This window comes from Pediococcus cellicola (genome assembly GCF_001438655.1).
Lineage (GTDB): Bacteria > Bacillota > Bacilli > Lactobacillales > Lactobacillaceae > Pediococcus > Pediococcus cellicola.
In genome coordinates this window covers 70,283-90,584 of record NZ_JQBR01000003.1, presented here as the reverse complement: position 1 = coordinate 90,584, position 20,302 = coordinate 70,283, and the positions used below count along the sequence as shown (strand labels likewise).

General features: G+C 41.2%; 12 protein-coding genes. All 12 read left to right on the top strand.

Translation table 11 applies throughout. From position 1 onward, the window contains the following. Positions 1 to 270 precede the first annotated feature (270 nt). The 12 genes from ychF to IV80_RS03570 all read left to right on the top strand — a co-directional run bounded on the left by ychF (position 271) and on the right by IV80_RS03570 (position 20,269). The gene (gene ychF, locus IV80_RS03625) at positions 271 to 1,377 is read left to right on the top strand and encodes a redox-regulated ATPase YchF (protein WP_057749643.1); all 1,107 of its coding nucleotides are present in this window, start codon (positions 271 to 273) and stop codon (positions 1,375 to 1,377) included. Between the two features lie 26 nt (positions 1,378 to 1,403). Next, positions 1,404 to 2,105: a DUF1129 domain-containing protein gene (locus tag IV80_RS03620; RefSeq protein WP_057749638.1), complete on the top strand. Its 702-nt coding sequence runs from the start codon at positions 1,404 to 1,406 to the stop codon at positions 2,103 to 2,105. A 171-nt stretch (positions 2,106 to 2,276) separates the two neighbouring features. After that, positions 2,277 to 3,422 (top strand): IMP dehydrogenase, encoded by a 1,146-nt coding sequence (gene guaB, locus IV80_RS03615; protein ID WP_057749635.1) that lies wholly within the window; start codon positions 2,277 to 2,279, stop codon positions 3,420 to 3,422. A 35-nt stretch (positions 3,423 to 3,457) separates the two neighbouring features. Continuing rightward, positions 3,458 to 3,652 (top strand): hypothetical protein, encoded by a 195-nt coding sequence (locus IV80_RS03610; RefSeq protein WP_057749633.1) that lies wholly within the window; start codon positions 3,458 to 3,460, stop codon positions 3,650 to 3,652. A gap of 158 nt (positions 3,653 to 3,810) precedes the next feature. Then, positions 3,811 to 4,500 (top strand): response regulator transcription factor CroR, encoded by a 690-nt coding sequence (gene croR / locus IV80_RS03605; RefSeq protein ID WP_057749632.1) that lies wholly within the window; start codon positions 3,811 to 3,813, stop codon positions 4,498 to 4,500. Positions 4,501 to 4,517: 17 nt separating this feature from the next. Beyond that, positions 4,518 to 5,660, top strand: coding sequence for a sensor histidine kinase (locus IV80_RS03600; protein ID WP_057749629.1), 1,143 nt, complete (start codon positions 4,518 to 4,520; stop codon positions 5,658 to 5,660). A 196-nt stretch (positions 5,661 to 5,856) separates the two neighbouring features. Next, positions 5,857 to 7,152 carry a serine hydrolase gene (locus IV80_RS03595; protein ID WP_057749626.1) on the top strand — a complete coding sequence of 432 codons (1,296 nt, stop codon included), beginning with the start codon at positions 5,857 to 5,859 and terminating at the stop codon, positions 7,150 to 7,152. Continuing rightward, positions 7,152 to 7,652, top strand: coding sequence for a GNAT family N-acetyltransferase (locus tag IV80_RS03590; RefSeq protein WP_057749624.1), 501 nt, complete (start codon positions 7,152 to 7,154; stop codon positions 7,650 to 7,652). The genes IV80_RS03595 and IV80_RS03590 overlap by 1 nt, the downstream gene beginning before the upstream one ends. Before the next feature lie 145 nt (positions 7,653 to 7,797). Then, positions 7,798 to 8,574, top strand: coding sequence for an AzlC family ABC transporter permease (locus IV80_RS03585; RefSeq protein WP_057749621.1), 777 nt, complete (start codon positions 7,798 to 7,800; stop codon positions 8,572 to 8,574). 27 nt (positions 8,575 to 8,601) lie between these two features. Continuing rightward, positions 8,602 to 8,934, top strand: a complete 333-nt coding sequence (locus IV80_RS03580) for an AzlD domain-containing protein (RefSeq protein WP_057749618.1) — start codon at positions 8,602 to 8,604, stop codon at positions 8,932 to 8,934. 507 nt (positions 8,935 to 9,441) lie between these two features. Further along, positions 9,442 to 9,681, top strand: a complete 240-nt coding sequence (locus IV80_RS03575) for a KxYKxGKxW signal peptide domain-containing protein (protein ID WP_162259295.1) — start codon at positions 9,442 to 9,444, stop codon at positions 9,679 to 9,681. Continuing rightward, entirely contained in the window at positions 9,662 to 20,269 is a 10,608-nt protein-coding gene (locus IV80_RS03570) for an MBG domain-containing protein (RefSeq protein WP_057749613.1), read from the top strand. Before IV80_RS03575 ends, IV80_RS03570 begins: the two co-directional genes overlap by 20 nt. The last annotated feature ends 33 nt before the right edge of the window (positions 20,270 to 20,302 follow it).

The following is a 20,302-nucleotide window of genomic DNA, read 5'->3' as shown; positions in this document are numbered from 1 at the left end:
AATAGCATTCAATATTTTAGTTATATATTTTTACTTTCCTAAGTCTAGCACGCTGCCGGATAAATGTGAGGAATTTTTAACTTTTGGGGACTAAGAAAGTATTATTCAGAACAATTTTGCAAAAAAATGACTTTTTTTGAGAACTAAAAATGTACTTTGCGGCGTAACCGCGTTCTTTTTTCCGCTCTCCCTCTGTCCCTCAACCTTCTTTTTTGTTACTATATTACATGTATACACTAAATTAAAATTATTAAAGAAAGCGTGTGAAAAATGTCATTAACAGCAGGTATCGTTGGCTTACCAAATGTCGGTAAATCAACTTTGTTTAATGCGATTACAAAAGCAGGGGCAGAAATGGCTAACTATCCGTTTGCCACAATCGATCCCAACGTCGGGATGGTTGAAGTTCCAGATGCACGTCTTGCAAGAATTCAAGAGATTGTGCCAGCTAAAAAAATCGTACCCACTACATTTGAATTTACGGATATTGCTGGAATTGTAAAGGGTGCTAGCAAGGGTGAAGGATTAGGAAATAAGTTCTTGGAAAATATTCGCCAAGTAGATGCCATCGTTCACGTTGTGCGAGCATTTGATGATGATAATATCACCACGGTTTCTGGTAAAGTGGATCCCGTTGAAGATATTCAAACTATCAACTTGGAACTGAGTATTGCTGATTTGGACGCCGTTAACAAACGTTTAGGCAAAGTACAACGAGCAGCCAAAAGTCGGGACAAGGATGCGTTGGCTGAATTGGCTGTTTTAGAAAAAATCAAACCAGTACTAGAGGCCGGTAAGTCAGTTCGTTCAATTGAATTTGATGATGATGAGCAAAAAATTGTGCGTGGGCTATTCTTATTGACTTCTAAGCCAGTCTTGTATGTCGCAAACATTGCTGAAGATGATATGGCCGACCCAGAAGGATCCAAGTACTATCAAGAAATCGAACAGTGTGTAGCACGAGATGATCCTGATGCTCAAGTATTAGGAATTTCAGCTGAAACGGAAGAGGAAATTGCTGAATTGGATGATGCTGATAAAAAAGATTTCTTAGAGGCTGAAGGTATTGAAGAGCCTGGACTGAACCGCCTAATTCGTGCATCTTACAAGCTATTAGGACTTGAAACCTTCTTTACAGCGGGTGGTCCTGAAACACGTGCTTGGACATTCAAGCGTGGTATGAAAGCCCCACAATGTGCGGGAATTATTCATTCCGACTTCGAACGTGGGTTTATTCGTGCTGAAACTGTTTCGTACACAGATTTGGATAAGTACGGCAGTATGCAAGCTGTACGTGAGGCTGGAAAGCTTCGGCTTGAAGGTAAGGACTATGTTGTTCAAGATGGCGATATCATTGAATTCCGCTTCAATGTTTAAGATGCGTAAATAGAGGAGAATTGAACATGAGTGAAGATAAGACAGTCGAACGAAATGCTGGTAAGCAAGATGTTGAGAAACATAAGGAAAACCAGACATTTACAAAGCGTAATGAAGACTTTATGTTTCGTCTAACAAAAGAATTAAATGCCAATGATAAGCTATCAGATGAAAAGAAACAAGAAGCTTTGCAAGATACAAAGTTACGGCTATTACAAGGTCAATTAAAGGGTGAAACAGCTAAACAAATTTATGGCACGCCAACAGACCGTATGAAAGAAATTATCGAAGGACCTAAGAAGGCACCAGTTGAGACGAAGTATTGGATGAAAGTATTGGATAATGCCATGGTTTTCTTGATGATTTTTGCATTGATGTTTGGTATTATGCTGATCATGCAACCAAAATCCATTGCCCAAGAACCAGGACCGGCTGGAATTACTGCTATGTTAGCTATTTCCGTTATTGGGGGAGCATGCGCGCCATTCTTAACGGATCGATTGCAACCAGGTGCAAGCAAGAAGAAGCATCAGTCCATTTGGAAAACGATTGGAATGGCAACTGGAATGATTCTGGTTTGGATGGTAGCTTATATGGCCTTTTCGGCGTTGCCAGAAAGTTTAAACCCAGTGTTACCATTTGAGGCATACTTTGTGATTGCGGCGGTCTTGTTTGTGTTCCGTCTGTGGTTCAAGCGTCGCTATCATGTGACTGGCGGTTTTATGTAGGCGATTGTCGTGAAAATGCAGTTTCTTTGATGCAAAATAGTCATAAATAATGAAAAGGAGCCAGTTCGCCTAGCCGAATTGAGGCGTAGCGCGAATGGACATCCGTCTTGAAGAAGAGATTTTGCGCAAGCAAAATAGTCATAAATATTGAAAAGGAGCGAGATCTAAACTATGTCTAATTGGGAAACAAAATTTGTGAAAAAGGGTTTAACTTTTGATGATGTCTTGTTAATTCCGGCGGAAAGCCATGTATTGCCGAATGAAACGAATTTATCGGTGCAACTAACGGATAATATCAAATTGAATGTTCCCATAATTAGCGCAGGAATGGATACAGTAACTGAGTCTGCAATGGCGATCGCAATGTCTCGGCAGGGTGGCTTAGGCGTCATTCATAAAAATATGTCCATTGAAGATCAAGCAACTCAGGTGTTAGAAGTTAAAGCAGCTGGTAAAGCAGATCCTAAGGAATATCCGCTGGCTTCTAGCGACGAAGCTGGCCGTCCTTTAGTAGCGGCAGCTGTAGGTGTAACAAGCGATACTTTTGACCGTGCCAACGCATTGTTGCAGGCTGGGGCAGATGCCATTGTCATCGATACAGCACATGGACATTCAGCCGGTGTTTTGCGTAAAATTGCGGAAATTAGAGCTCACTTTACGGATGCCACGTTAATTGCAGGAAATGTAGCGACAGGTGAAGGGACCAAGGCTTTGTTTGATGCTGGTGTGGATGTGGTTAAGGTTGGTATTGGACCAGGATCTATTTGTACAACGCGTGTGGTTGCCGGTGTCGGTGTGCCACAAATCACTGCAATTTATGATGCGGCAACGGTGGCACGCGCGTATGGCAAGCATATTATTGCTGACGGTGGGATCAAGTATTCTGGCGACATCGTGAAGGCATTGGCTGCTGGTGGTAACGCGGTTATGTTGGGCAGCATGTTGTCAGGCACGGATGAGACCCCTGGTGAAGTTTTGGAAGAAGATGGAAAGAAGTACAAGAGCTATCGAGGAATGGGTAGTTTGAGCGCGATGTCAAACGGTTCAGCAGACCGTTATTTCCAAGGCGGTGTGAACGAAGCTAAGAAATTAGTGCCAGAAGGTGTTGAAGCCCGTGTAGCGTATAAAGGCTCAGTAAAGGACATTATTTTTCAGATGATTGGTGGTTTAAGGTCTGGAATGGGTTATGTGGGTGCGCCAACAATTGAAGCCTTGACAGAAAATGCACAGTTTGTGCAGATTACCAATGCGGGATTGGTAGAATCACATCCACATGATGTTCAAATGACAAAGGCAGCACCGAATTATAAGGGGTAATGCACAAAGTGATGGCCATATTGGGAGGCAATTAGATGCAGTGGACAACAATTTATCTCATAATTGTCGTTTTAGCGGCATTGTACGCACTGATTAAGATGGTAATGGAAATTAGACGTAATGGTCTATTTACTCTCAATGTCCTCATATGGTTGTTAGTTTTTATTGCTTTGGCACTTGCCTTTGGCGTTGTTTTTACGATTACAGCGCAATCAATTCTCATAAAATGAACAAGTTAGGGTCTGGATAATTCCAGATTCTTTTTTTATTCACGGATTTTTAGAACCTAGTAATCTTAACATTACCTAAAACCTTGGCCGATATAATTTCTTGTTGATAGATTTTTTGCTACACTATAATAAATTGGAACTTAAGGAGATTTCGCATAATGAAAATTTTAGTCGTTGATGATGATAAAGAGATTGTTGAACTCCTCGATATTTACATTAAAAATGAAGGTTATGAACCAGTTTCAGCATTTAATGGAAAAGAAGCTCTCACAAAGTTGCATACAGATCCAGAAATTGGGTTGATGATTTTGGATGTCATGATGCCTGAAATGAGTGGAATTGAAGTTGTCCGCGAAGTTCGACGTGATTCACAGTTACCAATCTTGATTTTATCTGCCAAAACAGAAGATATGGACAAAATTAAGGGGCTATTAACTGGGGCTGATGATTATGTGACGAAACCATTTAACCCATTGGAAGTGATGGCTCGCGTAAAGTCTCTTCTACGGCGTAGTCAAAATGATATGAAACAAGACGAGCCAGAGGTATTAGACATTGGTCCGCTTACGATCAATAGTGATTCACATGAAGTTAAAACTTTAACGGGCAAGTCGATTCAATTAACCGCCTTAGAATTTGGAATTTTGTATCTTTTAGCCAGCCATCCTAACCGAGTTTTTTCGGCTGATGATATTTTCGAACGTGTTTGGCAACAAGAAAGTATTATCTCAGCTAAAACTGTGATGGTGCATGTTAGTCACTTGCGAGACAAAATTGAAGAAGCAACTGGCGGCGAAAAGGTTATCGAAACAGTATGGGGCGTCGGCTATAAGATTGAATCTCACTAAAGATGGGCGAGTAAGCAATGACATTTAAGTTAACTGCACGGGAAAAAAGTGAATTATTGGGTGAAGGAATTATCACGGTTATTTTATTATTATTACTAAATCTTTCTATTTTAGTATTAATTAATGAAATTATTCGCAGTAACCCTGGACTGGAAAGTGGGATTTTTCAGATTAAGGAGTCTATCACCATCGGTCCAAATAATTATCGGGTCTGGAGTTATCAAAATTTCTTCATTCTTTTTATGGTGCTGGCCGATATTTGGGTAGTTTATTGGCGATTGATGCGGCGATATAGGCAAATGCAGCTCCGACATATTATTAGTGAATTGCATTATATTGCGAATGGTCATTTTGATCATCGAATTCCGTTTACATTAAAAGGGGATCACCAACGTGTTGTGGACAGTGTGAATGCGCTAGTTGATTCAGTCATCGAATCCATGGATGAAGAACGCAAGATTGAGCAGTCAAAAGATGAATTGATCACCAATGTAAGTCATGATTTGCGGACTCCGTTAACTTCAATTATTGGTTACCTGGGCTTGATTGAGAACCAACAGTATAAGAATGAGGCAGATGTCTTGAAGTATACGCACACGGCGTTTATGAAGGCTCAGCAGATGAAATCATTGGTGGAAGACTTATTTGAGTATACCAAGGTACGACAGGCCTCTACAAAGATGACGTATAATATGATTTCGGTAGAGCCTATGTTGGAACAGTTGGCTGCTAGTTTTGAGTTAGAGGCGGAGAAAAAACACATGGAAATTAGTGTGAAAACAACGCCTAAGAATTTGAAGGTAGAAGCTGATGCGGAAAAGTTGGGCCGGCTGTTCAATAATCTGATTTTAAATGCCCTGAAGTATGGCAAAGGCGGCCATCATATTAACTTAAAGGCGGTCGAAAGTGGTGCAAAAATTATATTTACAGTTTCAAATGATGGGGAGCAAATTCCTCAAAAGGCGATAGGACATTTGTTTGAGCGCTTTTATCGGGTGGAGTCCTCGCGGTCAAAGGCAACGGGGGGGACAGGCTTAGGGTTGGCAATTGCACAGAGTATTGTGGCATTACATCATGGTGAGATTCACGCGGAGTCAAATGAAAAATTGACGAGTTTTGTGGTGGAGATGCCAAAAAGAGTGAACGAAGCAAGTCGGTAGGAATTAGGAGTTGTCCTCCATAAAGATAACTCTCGGTGTGAAAAGAAAATTTAATAAATAAATAAAATCAATTCGCGATAAAATGCAGAAATTATTTTTCTGTTGATTTTTTGCGAACTGATTTTTGTTTTTAAAATAAAAATTTTTGTTCAAATCGCGAAATTTGTTATATTCTTGATATAAAGGTGGCAGATGCATGTTTGAAAAATGGAAACAAAAATTAGCAATTATATTCAGTACAATTCTAATGGTAAGTACGCTTGCACTTATACCGGTACAAGCTGCCACTACAAGTCCAGATATTGCAGTAAAGGCTGGCATTGCAGTGGATGCGCAAACTGGCCAAGTTCTGTATACCAAAAATAGCAATCAAGTTTTACCGATTGCTTCAATGTCCAAGTTGCTTTCTATATATTTAATTTTGAAAAGTATTCATGAAGGAAAATTGAGATGGAACCAACAAGTGCCTATCAGCGAGGCACTAGCTAAAATCAGTAAAAATAAAGAATTAACGAATGTGGCTCTAAGCGCAGATCGAACGTATACGGTTCGTGAGTTGTATAAAGCTTCTTTGATATATTCTGCTAACGCTGCCGTTATGGCCCTAGGAATTGCGCAAGCTGGATCGTCAAAAGCCTTTGTAGATGAAATGCGAACACAGGTCAAAACTTGGGGCATTAAGGATGCTAAGCTCTATAACGCAGCTGGTTTAACAGAAAGTTTGGTCGGTACAGAAGCTTATCCGAATACGGACAAGAATGCAGAAAACGAGATGTCTGCTAAGGACATGGCGGTTGTGGCCTCTAAATTAATTCAAGATTATCCTGAGGTTCTTGAGACGACTAAGCAAACAAATTCCTGGTTTGCGAAGGGAACAGTAGATGCCGTCAAAATGACAACTCATAATAATTTATTGCCCAAAATGTCACAGGCTATGCAAGGTTATCAAGTTGATGGGCTGAAAACGGGAACGTCGGATAAGGCAAAAGCTTGTTTTACAGGTACGGTGAATAAAAATGGCCATCGTGTAATTACGGTTGTTATGGGCGCCAGTGAAAAAAAAGACGGAAAGGCTCGTTTCACGACGACTAAAACCATTATGAAGTACGTTTATACACAGTTTAAGCCAGTCCGTTATAAGAAACGATCGCGTCTTCAAGGCGTGGCTAAGTTTAAGGTACCCGATGGTAAAACGACAAGTGTTAGGGCAGTAAACAAACAAGCCATTACAGTTTGGTTGCCAAACAATCAGAATCAGCAAAGTGTTCGCTTTATGGCTCAAAAACAGGCGCAGAAGGCTAAAGTTGCTGCGCCAGTTAAAAAGGACCAAATTTTAGGAACGGCTATTGCGCTTGTGGGCGACACCCAACCAGAGTACTTACAGCCTGGTGATGGCAAGATTCAACTTGTAGCACAGGAAAAAATTGAAAAGGCTAATGTGTTTGTGCGCTTTTGGCGAGCAACTGTGAATTTTTTGAGAGGACTTGCGTGATGCGTGAAATAAAATTTGACTTGGCAACAGAAGCAGACTTGCCCTTCATTGTGGCTGTTTATAATCAAACGATTCCAAGTCATATGGTGACGGCGTCTTTAACGCCCGTAACCGTTTCTCAACGACTGCCATGGTTAAAAGCCCACAAACCTGATTCACATCCGATTTGGGTCGTTCGAGTTGATGGAAAACCTGCCGGATGGGTGAGCTTATCCCCTTATCATCCGCGGGCGGCTTATCGAATAACGGCGGAAATTAGCATATATATTGACCAACAGTTTCGTCATCTGGGTCTAGGTACTAAAATGGTTCAGCACGCTGAAAAAGCTGCGCCCCAGTTAGGAATTAAAAATATTGTTTGTTTAATTTTTGGTGCAAATTTACCAAGTTTAGGGTTGTTTACCAAACTAGGCTATCAAACTTGGGGAACGCTTCCGAAAGTAGCCGAACTTGGTGGCCGACTCATGGATTTAAAAATTTTGGGTAAGGGTATTCATTAATTTCATAAAAATTATGTCATTAATCGGCAACTTTTGAAAAAGTCCCTATTCAATATACTTTGAAAATGTTAAAATGATTTCGCAGTGTTTTCTATAAATTTCAGAAAAAAGATCCAACTTTGAAGATCCGTTGGAGGAACGAATTGTGAAACAAATTGAAAATGGACCACAATGGCGAGTGACCCTTAAGGAAGCTTGGCCGTTGTGCCTAAGTTACACACCAATTGGACTGGCTTGTGGCATTCTTCTTCATGCTGCCGGTTTTAATACGATCTTAACTGGGTTAGTCTCCGTTTTTGTATTTTCAGGTGGCGCTCAGTTCATGATTGCCCAGATGTTAACGACTACGGCCCCAATTTTAACGATTATTCTGATGCTCTTTTTCCTAGAATTACGTTATGCCTTATTGGGATCTAGTTTGGCGGGCTATTTAAAGGGACAAAACCATCGTTTTTTATTTTTATTCGCGGTGTCAATGAATGATGAAAATTATGCGATTAACTATTTAAAATTTGTGACTGACCGTAACTGGACACCCAAAGATGCGCTTCAGGTTGAACACTGGTCGCTACTCGTATGGACCGTGTCAAATATTATTGGGAGTCTAATTGGGAGTGCCGTTCAAATCAATTTAACGGTTGTTAACTTTGCCTTAACAGCGTTATTCCTGTACATGATTGTGATGCAAATTAAGACGCGCTTAATTTTACTGATCTCCGTGATTGCGGGTGTTTTGGCGACCTTCTTCATGCTACTTACTAAGAGTACCTTAGGCCTGGTTATTTCTACATTGGTGGCCTCTTTCTTAGGATTTATGATTGAAAGTTATGTCTCTAAACGCTGGCCGAAAAGTCATTTGCTATATAAAATTCATGATCCATCAGGACAGCCAGAAGTTGATAAGGAAGATATCGAAATCTAATTTAGACGAATTTCGGGAGATTATGCTATGCATTATGATGTGACAGACCATTTACTGATTGTTATTCTAGGCTTTTTTGTCGCTTTTGGGCCTCGCTATATACCAATTCTTTTCTTTTCAAATCGAAAAATTCCGGAATGGTTTAATGACTGGATGAAATATGTGCCGGTCTCTTTGTTTACGGCAATTGTTGTGAAGGATATTTTTATTTCGGGATCGTATAAATTTATTTCATCTGGGAATTTTGATCTCATTTTAGCTTCGATTATCGTCATTATTATTTCGTATTGGACACGTTCCATGGCCATATCCGTAGTGTTTGGACTCGTTGCGGTGATGTTGCTATCTATGGTCGTTTAAACTAAAGGATCCGGTGAGACTGGAAAAATTCCAGTCTCGCCTTTTTAACAACTGAATAATTGAAATGGCACTAGGAGTTAAACGACTTCTAGTGCTTTTGTTTTGTCCATATTTAAAGTCAAGATGAAGCGGTAAAATTTACACCAAAGACTTGATGAGGTCAAAGTGTGAAAGCATATCATCTTTTGAAACCACATTAGCAGTACATTAAAATTATACGAAATTGAACAATTTTATTTGAGACATAAACAGTAATGTGTTTTGGCAGTGCCACTAAATTGTTAGAGTTCTTACAAAAAAGCACATTTTTTAGCTTAATTAGTCGTATTTATTCAAAACCAAGCTTCAAGATGATGATGTAAGGGCTTTTGTTGTTGATTTTTGCATATATCATAAAAATTAATATAAATAATCATAGTATTTTATATTAGGAATCTATTTCGAATGATGGTATACTTGAGCCAATTTCGAGGAGTGCAATATGGTTTGAGGAAATGGGGGATCGTCATGATAAAAAATAATAGGCTAAATAAGAGAATGATTAAATTACAGCGTGATACTGCTCAAAAGAAAGAGCATTATAAAATGTATAAGGCAGGAAAAAATTGGTTGCTTGCCGGTATTACTATCATGTTTTTTGGGATGGGAGTTTCGTTTGGTGTACCAACTGCGAAAGCTGACACCAATTTGGCGTCGTCAAGTGAAATTGTAACTAGTCGTACTGAAAATGATTCAGAGCTCAAGTAGCGCAGCTAGTGCCTCAACAGCTGTTAGTGAAACCAGTTCGACTGCTAATGCAAGCGAAACTAGTAGTAGCACGATTGTAGCAAGTTCAGCCGAGGCTTCATCGGCAAGTGCTAGTGAAACGTCAGCTGATGTGAGTCAAGCCACCAGTGCGGAGTCAAGTACGACAACTTCTGCCCCAAAGTCAGCTGCTTCATCATCTAGTAGTGCAGCTGTATCCGCAGTGACCTCTCAAACGAGTTCTAGTCAAACCTCTAGTGTGGCCACTAGTTCTGTTTCTTCTGTAGCAAGTTCTGAAAGCACAGGCACAAGCGCGTTAGGCACGAAAGCGACGAAAAATTCGACGGTTAGTAGCTCAGCAGTTTCAACTCGTGCGGCTGTAGCAAACTCAAGTGCAGCTAGCACATCAACTGTCGAAAAAGTAACGACTTTAAATTCTGATGCACTGACAAACTTACAAAATGAATTACCAACTGGTTCAGTTGTCACAACTCAAGCTGATGGCACAGTGGTCATTGCGCTTGCTGTGGGTGCTGATGAAAAAGCTGTTAAAGCCTTAGTTGCAAATTCTGATTTAAACAGTGCGGTCGTTATTACGGCTAAAGACGCAAATGTGGTCGTGCCAAATTTAAATAGTACGACATCTATCAATAAAGCAGGCGAAGTTTATACGGGGTCATCTAGTACGGTTGCTGGGGACTTTACGGCTGCCGGAACCGCTACTGTGCCTAATAGTAGTGGATCATCTAGTTTAACGACGGCAACCAATAATCAGTCTGGTTATTTGGTGTTAAATAATCAGCTTAATTTTAGTTCCAGTTTTACCATGTCTGGAACGGTCGTTCTTGGAAATAGCTCAGACGGAGCGGATGGTCTGACCTTTGTATTTAGTCCAAGTAATCCTTCGCAATTAACGACATCTGGGACTGGAGGTAACCTCGGTCTTGGTGGCTTACCAAACTCATTTGGATTAGCAATTGATGAATATTATAATACTGCGTTTGGTGATTTCGATAACGCAAATGCGTTACCTTGGCAAATTATGAAGCCTGCTGCTGGTACAATTTCTTGGCGAACAACAGATAGTTCTGGAAAATTAAATACAAATACCCGTGTCGGTGACGGTGGAATTTTCAGTAATGTCGGTAACGTTAGTGCTCAGGATACAACATCTCAAGTGGTTTCCATAAATAGAGGTATTATGGATGGTCGAGCACATGCGTTTACTATTTCATATAATGCGGCCACCAGTGTCCTAACAATTACGCTTCCGGATAATAACTCGGGATCTAATCAAGTTTATGGAAGAACTGGTGCAACCAGCGCCTCGACTTGGACACGAACGTTAACTGCTGCTCAAAAAATTGGAATGTCACTATCAATTGCCGCTTCAACAGGAGACAAAGTGAATGCTTTTGGTGTGACAATCTTAAATTATAGTTATACGAAGGCAACCGCACCTGTCACTTATCAAGAAACAGATACTTCAGGTAAGGTGATTACCGGAACCACGAGTCATACGATCACGGCAAACGTTGGGGATGTTATCCAGGTGTTTGCTGATCAAGCAAGCGCAAATGCCGCCATTGCAGCTGGAACAGCATCTGCTAACTTAACGATGGTAGCGCCAAGCATTCCTGGGTATGTCTTGAGAAATTCTGTGACGACTACCGTTTTGGTTGGGTCAACTAGCGTAAATTTAGTTTATAACAGACAAACTGCCGCAATTACAGTGCACTATCAAGATTATTCAGGCAATACGATTTCAAAAGATGCGGTATTGACGGGCTCTTATGGAGATGCAAATGTTAATGGGACAACTATCACAAATCCAGCGGTACCAACGATTGCTGGGTATACATTTAGTGCAACGGATGCCAAAAATGTGCCTGCGACAGCGATTAATTTTACTGCTGTAGATGCTAATGGAAATGTTTATGTTACTGATGCAAGCGGCAAGGCGATTACCGCTATAACCCTTTACTATAAAACTAACGCAACGGTAACTCTAAGTGGTACCGAAACTGAGGGTTATACTGGTAACCAGCAAGCACCAAAGGCCGGTAATTATAAAATCACGCTCCCAACTGGTGTCACCTATGCTTTAAAGGATAGTGATATTCAGTTAGTTAGCGGTGGTATTAACGCAGGTACTTATGCGGTTAAACTAAGTACAACTGGGATCAATAATATTACAGCTGCAATTGGGAATAACTATGCAATCGATTTTGGTACAGCAACTGGATCATTTATTATCAAAGCAGCGGATACCACGGTAACTTTGAGTGGCTCTGAAACTGAGCAATATACGGGTGCTCAGCAAGCACCAAAGGCCGGTAATTATAAAATCACGCTCCCAACTGGTGTCACTTATGTTTTAAAAGATAGTGATATTCAGTTAGTTAGTGGTGGTACTAACGCGGGCACTTATAATGTTGTTTTGAGCACAACTGGAAAAACAGCTGTGCAGGCAGCAATTACGGCCGCGACAGGGACAAATTACAATGCAGCGACTTTTGACTCGGCTGCTGGTACCACTTTTGTGATTACAAAAGCCCCACTTACAGCAACAATTAGCTCAACCACAAAAGTTTATGATGGCGCGACAGTTACAATGCCAACGGTAGCTTATACAGTTATCTCCGGCAGTATGGCATCACCAGCAATTTCATGGACTTCGAGTGACTTTGAGTATTTGGCAAGTGACGGGCAAACGGTTGTTGCAAACCCCACAAATGTGGGCACTTATACAGTTCAATTTAGTGCAGCTGGGCAGGCCAAACTAACAGCAGCACAAGTGGCAGGCGGCGCTGCGCAAAACTATACAGTCACACCAGCTAACGGGACGGCAACCATTACACCAGCTACGGCGACGGCTAACTTAACCGGTAGTCAAACAGTACCTTATAATGGTGCGACGCAGAGTCCCAATGCTAGTCACTACAATGTGCTTTTATCAAATGGGACAACTTATACATTAAAAACCGGGGATGTTGCCCTAGTTAGTGGTAGTGATGGTAAAAATGTAGGGACATATACTGTCCAGTTAACTAGAACAGGTTTAACAAATATTGCAGCCGCGCTCACAACCGCGACCGACGGTAACTATACTACAGTGACACTGGGCAAGACTTCAGGGACATTTATCATTACACCTGTATCTGCCACTGTGACATTAAGTGGTACTGAAACGAAGACGTATACTGGTCAACAGTTGTCACCATCAGCCGGCAACTATCAAGTGACATTACCAACTGGCGTAACGTACACGTTGAAAGATAGCGATATTCAATTAGTTAGTGGCGGTGTTAATCGTGGAACTTACGAGGTCACATTAAGTAGTACTGGTAAAACAGCAATTCAAGATGCAATTACAGCGGCAAGCGGGTCTAACTATACGGTTTCATTTGATTCGGCGACGGCACCATTTATTATTGTTTCTGCTAAAGCTTCTGCCGAATTAAGCAAAACCAATTTTGATTATGATGGGACAACAAAAGCAAGTGATTCGACTGATTTATATGTCACGATTGCAGTGAATGATGAAGCGGGTACAACTGTCAAAGTTGCTTTATCAAAGGAAGACGTTAATTTTACAGCTGATGGAATGAATGCCAATACGTACGAATTTAATTTAAACGCTACTGGATTACAAGTGGCTAATGCGGCTCTTAGTGCTGCGACTAATGGTAATTATCAATTAGCGGCAAACACTGCCACAACAGGTTCAGTTACGATTAATAAAGCAAAAGCGACGATTACCATCATCAGTAATGACCAAATTATGTATGACGGGTCTGCACATAGTTTGCAGATTAAGGTGAACGGTGCAGTCAATGGTGAAAACATCACTTATACACCAGTCAACAACAGTCATACAAAGGCCGGTCAATATACGGTTACGGCAATTGCTGACGACAATAACGTCAACAGCAACTATGACATTACAGTCGTAAACGGCTCAATGACGATCGTCAAAGCGCCAATAACGCCTGGTGAAATTACGATTGGTAATGTGAATGGAAATGAGCTAAACAAAACTTATGATGGTAAGACGTTTGGTGAAAGTCCAGTAGTACAAGGACCAGAGCATGATGTCACATTGACAATCGGTGACTATGAGTACCTAGATACAGACGGTAATGTTGCGAATGATCCTGTTAATTCAGGCGGCTACACGATTAGACTGACGCAATCCGGAATCAAAGCGGTTACTGATGCCAATAGTGATTATGATTTAGGCGATTTAAGCAGTTTGGCGAATAATGCCACCATTCACAAAGCACAGGCACACATTAATATCACAAGCAATGACCACATCACATACGATGGTGCTGCGCATAGTTTGGATACTGAGGTCATCGGTGCGGTAAATGGCGAAACGATCACGTATACAGTTACTAACAATAGTCATACGGCTGTCGGTCAATATGAAGTGACGGCCACCGCTGATAGCAATGCAGTCAATAGCAACTATGAGATCACCGATGGCTCCGGCTCAATGACAATTGTCAAAGCAACGACACCAGAAGGCGAAATTAGTATTGGTGATGTAAACGGAAATGATCTTGATAAAACTTATGATGGGAAAACGTTTGATGAAAGTCCTGTGGTACAAGGACCGGAAAAAGACGTTACGCTAGTGAGTGGGGATTATGAGTATTTGGATGCTAACGGTAATGTCGTTGCAAATCCTACCAATGCAGGCAACTATACAATTAAATTAACTGAGTCTGGAATCACTGCGGTTACTAATGCAAACAGTGGCTATGAATTGGGCGACTTAAGCAGTTTGACGAATAATGCCACCATTCACAAAGCACAGGCACACATTAATATCACAAGCAATGACCACATCACATACGATGGTGCTGCGCATAGTTTGGATACTGAGGTCATCGGTGCGGTAAATGGCGAAACGATCACGTATACAGTTACTAACAATAGTCATACGGCTGTCGGTCAATATGAAGTGACGGCCACCGCTGATAGCAATGCAGTCAATAGCAACTATGAGATCACCGATGGCTCCGGCTCAATGACAATTGTCAAAGCAACGACACCAGAAGGCGAAATTAGTATTGGTGATGTAAACGGAAATGATCTTGATAAAACTTATGATGGGAAAACGTTTGATGAAAGTCCTGTGGTACAAGGACCGGAAAAAGACGTTACGCTAGTGAGTGGGGATTATGAGTATTTGGATGCTAACGGTAATGTCGTTGCAAATCCTACCAATGCAGGCAACTATACAATTAAATTAACTGAGTCTGGAATCACTGCGGTTACTAATGCAAACAGTGGCTATGAATTGGGCGACTTAAGCAGTTTGACGAATAATGCCACCATTCACAAAGCACAGGCACAAATTAATATCACAAGCAATGACCACATCACATATGATGGTGCGGCACATAGCTTAGCTATTGAGGTAACTGGTGCGGTAAATGGGGAAACGATCACGTATACAGTTACTAACAATAAGAATACGGCTGTCGGTCAATATGATGTCACAGCAACTGCTACTGATAATGTCGTTAATAGTAACTATGAGATCACCAATGGGACAGGCTCGATGACAATCGTGAAAGCCCCAACAACTCCTGGTGAAATTGTCATCGGCGATGTGAATGGAAATGATTTAAACAAGACGTATGATGGCAAGTCATTTAGTACTGATCCGGTAGTCCAAGGACCGGAGGCCGATGTTACCTTAGAAGCCGGTGATTATGCTTATTACGATCAAGATGATAAAGAAGTGGCAAATCCAGTTAACGCGGGTGAGTACACAATTAAACTTACTTCCAGTGGCGTGGATAAGGTTACAGCAGCAAACAGTAATTATGACTTAGGAAACTTAGCTGCAGTGGTCAATAAAGCCACAATTCAAAAAGCAAAAGCTAGCATTAATGTCACGAGTAACGACCAGATTACGTATGATGGTGTGGCACATAGCTTAGCTATTGAGGTAACTGGTGTGGCAAATGGGGAAACGATCACGTATACAGTTACTAATAATAGTCATACGGCTGTCGGTCAATATGAGGTGACGGCCACCGCTGATAGCAATGTAGTCAATAGCAACTATGAGATTACCAATGGGACGGGCTCAATGACAATTGTGAAAGCCCCAACAACCCCTGGTGAAATTGTCATCGGAGATGTGAATGGAAATGATTTAAACAAAACTTACGATGGCAAGACGTTTGGCGGCAATCCAGTGGTACAAGGACCAGAAAAAGACGTTACGCTAGCGAGTGGGGATTATGAGTATTTGGACGCTAACGGCAATGTCGTTGCAAATCCTACAAACGCAGGTAATTATACAGTCAAATTAACTGAATCTGGAATCACTGCGGTTACTAATGCAAACAGTGGCTATGAATTGGGCGACTTAAGCAGTTTGACGAATAATGCCACCATTCACAAAGCACAGGCACAAATTAATATCACAAGCAATGACCACATCACATACGATGGTGCTGCGCATAGTTTGGATACTGAGGTCATCGGTGCGGTAAATGGGGAAACGATCACGTATACAGTGACTAACAATAAGAATACGGCTGTCGGTCAATATGAGGTAACAGCAATTGCTACTGATAATGACGTTAATAATAACTATGAGATCACCAATGGTACCGGCTCGATGACAATTGTCAAAGCAACGACACCAGAAGGTGAGATCCATATTGGTGACGTGAACGGTTATGATTTAAACAAGACGTACGATGGCAAAACGTTTACCGATAATTCACCGATTGTAGTGCAAGGCCCAGAAACTGATGTCACCTTAACAACTGGTGAGTACGCTTATTACGATAAAGATGGCAATAAAGTGACTAATCCGGTCAATGCAGGTGATTACACGATCAAATTAACTGATGCTGGGATTAAAGCAGTTACTACTGTAAACAGCAATTACGAGTTGGGCGACTTAACGACACTCGTTAATAAAGCCGTCATCAATAAAGCACAAGCAAGTGTCAAGGTCATAAGTGATGAAAATGTTACTTATGATGGCGATTCACACAGTTTAGATATTGAGGTAACTGGTGCAGTAAATGGTGAGACGATCACCTATACGACTGGAAATAACAGTCACACTAATGTTGGCCAGTATGATGTAACAGTGACTGTCGATAAAAATGATGTCAACAGCAACTATGACATTACGGTCACAAATGGCTCAATGACGATTGTGAAAGCAACAACTCCAGAAGGCGAGATTAGCATTGGTGATGCGAACGGGTATGACTTAAATAAGACGTACGATGGTAAGACGTTTAGTGGCAATCCAGTGGTTCAAGGACCAGAAAAAGATGTGACTTTAGAGAGTGGCGACTACGAATATTTGGATACTAACGGTAATGTTGTTGAAAGTCCTAAAAATGCGGGCGATTACACGATTAAGTTAACTGGCTCTGGAATCAAAGCAGTTACAGATGCCAATAGTAATTATGCGTTAGGCGACTTAACGACACTCGTCAACAAAGCTACAATTCAAAAGGCCAAAGCTAGCATCAATATCACTAGTGATGACACTATTGTATATGACGGTGACACACACAGTTTGAAGACAGAAGTAACCGGCGCGGTAAATGGTGAGACAATCACCTACACAACTGAAAACAACCAGCATGCTAATGTTGGTCAATATGAGGTGACGGCTACCGCTGATGATAACGCGGTTAATAGGAATTACGAGATCACACCAGGTTCTGGCTCGATGACGATCGTGAAGGCTCCAACGACGCCAGGTGAAATCATCATCGGTAATGTGAATGGAAATGCTTTGAACAAAACCTATGATGGCAAGACGTTTGGTGAAAGTCCGGTGGTTCAAGGACCAGAAAAAGATGTGACTTTAGAAAGTGGTGATTATGAATATTTAGATGCCAAAGGTAATGTCGTGAAAGATCCGATCAACGCCGGTGATTACACGATCAAATTAACTGATGCTGGAATTAAAGCAGTTACTACTGCAAACAGCAGTTACGAGTTGGGCGACTTAAGTGGGTTGATGAATGACGTCATAATCCGAAAAGCACCAGCTAAAATTAATATTGTAAGCAACGATAAAATTATGTACGATGGTAATTCGCATAGCTTAGATATTGAGGTGACTGGGGCGGTAAATGGTGAAACGATCACCTATACAACTAAAAACAATAGTCACATCAATGCTGGTCAGTACGATGTGACAGCGACTGCTGATAATAACAGTATTAACAGCAATTACGAAATCACATCTGGTTTAGGTTCAATGACGATCACGAAAGTACCAATCACACCTGGTGAAATCATTATCGGTAATGCAGATGGAGAAGGTTTCAGTAAGACTTATGATGGGCAGACGTTTAGTGAAAACCCAGTAGTACAAGGGCCAGAGAAAGATGTTACTTTAGAGGCCGGCGACTACGAATATGTGGATGTTGAAGGTAAGGTTGTGACCAATCCGGTTAATGCAGGTGAATATACAATTAGGCTCACTTCAAGTGGAGAAAGACGAGTTGCTGACGCCAATAGTAACTATGACTTAGGTGATTTAAGTCAAATTGGCAATAAAGCCACGATTAGTAAGGCTAAAGCAACGCTAACGGTTGTAAGCAACGATAACATTGCATACGATGGGAAGGCGCATAGTTTAAATGTTGATTCCAAGGGGGCGGTTAATGGTGAAACCATTGACTATACAACTGAAAACAACAGTCAGACTAATGTTGGCCAGTATGATGTGACCGTAACTGCCGTTAACAATGATGTCAACAACAACTACGACATCACATTGGTGAATGGCTCGATGACCATTGTGAAAGCTACAGTACCAGAGGGCGAGATTCATATTGGAAATGCCAAAGGTGAAAATATCAACAAAACCTATGATGGGAAGTCGTTTGATGAAAGCCCTGTAGTTCAAGGACCAGAAGCCGATGTAACATTAGAAAATGGTGACTACGAATATCTGGATGCTAAGGGTAATGTGGTTAAAAACCCAGTTAACGCGGGCAATTATCAAGTTAAGTTGACAGCAAGTGGAATTGATAAGGTTAAGGCAGCAAATAATAACTACGATATAGGCGATTTAACGACGCTTAGCAATACGGCTACAATCAATAAAGCTAAAGCATCCTTAACGGTCACGAGTAACGATAAGATTGTGTACGATGGTAAGTCGCACAGCTTGGATGTTGTTGTCGATGGCGCGGTAAATGGTGAAACTATCAGTTATATAACTGAAAATAACAGTCATACCAATGTTGGTCAATATGAGGTGACAGTGACTGCCAATGACAATAATGTCAACAGTAACTATGACATTACAGTAGTAAACGGCTCAATGACGATTGTCAAAGCAAACACTGGATCAGGAGAAATGACAACGCAAGTTAAAGTTAATGACGCCTCATCAAATTATGGGGAAGCCACACCTACCTTTAACATTACCATTGGGTCTGATCTCAAGAGCCCAGACAATCTAACCAATGCAGACTTTATCTTTGTAGATAAATCAACTGGTAAGGTAGTGGAAGGCGTTCTTACACATGTCGGACATTATGAAGTGAGCCTGAACACTAGTGGCAAGGCCAAAGTAGCTGCTGCTAATCCAAATTATGAGTTGACTGATAAAGACTTTATCAGTGGAACATATACGATTAATGATGTTATTACGCACAGTAAACTAACCGTATCACAGACAGTTCATTACACGGGGGCTGGGCTAAGAACCCCTGCTGATAAAGTCCAGTCGATTATCTACGATGTGGCGACAAGCAAAGCAACTGGCAAATCTGTCTACACACCAGAAAGTGGATATGCTGCTGTTGATACACCAGAAATTAACGGGTTTACCAATAGCGGGGACGTAGCTGGATATACCCCTGAAACCACAACGGTTAAACCAATTGATTCAACTGTTAGGGTAACCTATACACCAACTAATGAACTTGAATATAGTGAAATCACTGTTACTCGAACCATTCATTATGAAGGTGCAGGTGACCAGACACCACAAGATGTTATTGAAAAAGTGGTTTACAAAGTTGTGACTAACAAGACCACCGGGGAAGTTTCCTACACACCGCAGGGAATCTTTGATGCCGTGACAACCCCAACATTGTCTGGCTACACGAACAGTGGTGATGTGGCAGAACTAATTCCAGCGGCGACAATGGACAAACCTGAAGATAGTTTGGTTGTTGTACAATACAAGAAGATTTCGGATGGTAATGGAAATAATCCGGAGAAGCCTACCAATCCTGGTGAGGGCGGTCACAACCCTGGCAAACCGGGTGACAACAACAAACCAGGAAATGGTGGGACCACACCTGACAATGGTCCTGATGTTGGCACGGATCATTCAGGTTCTCCAGAAGGTGTTAAGAATTCTAAAGGATCACAAGTAAAATTGGAGACTTTGGCGCATTTGAACACTAAGCATAAGAAAGATATGACTGTGGTTAAAGCAGGCATATTACCACAAACTGATGAACGACATGAAAATGTTATTTCCGCGCTCGGCATGGTTCTCTTAAGTGCATTCCTCGCATTGTTTGGGTTAAAGCGTCGGAAACATGATGACGAAGCGTAAAATCACAATGATTGTTTAGGAACTTTGTTTATA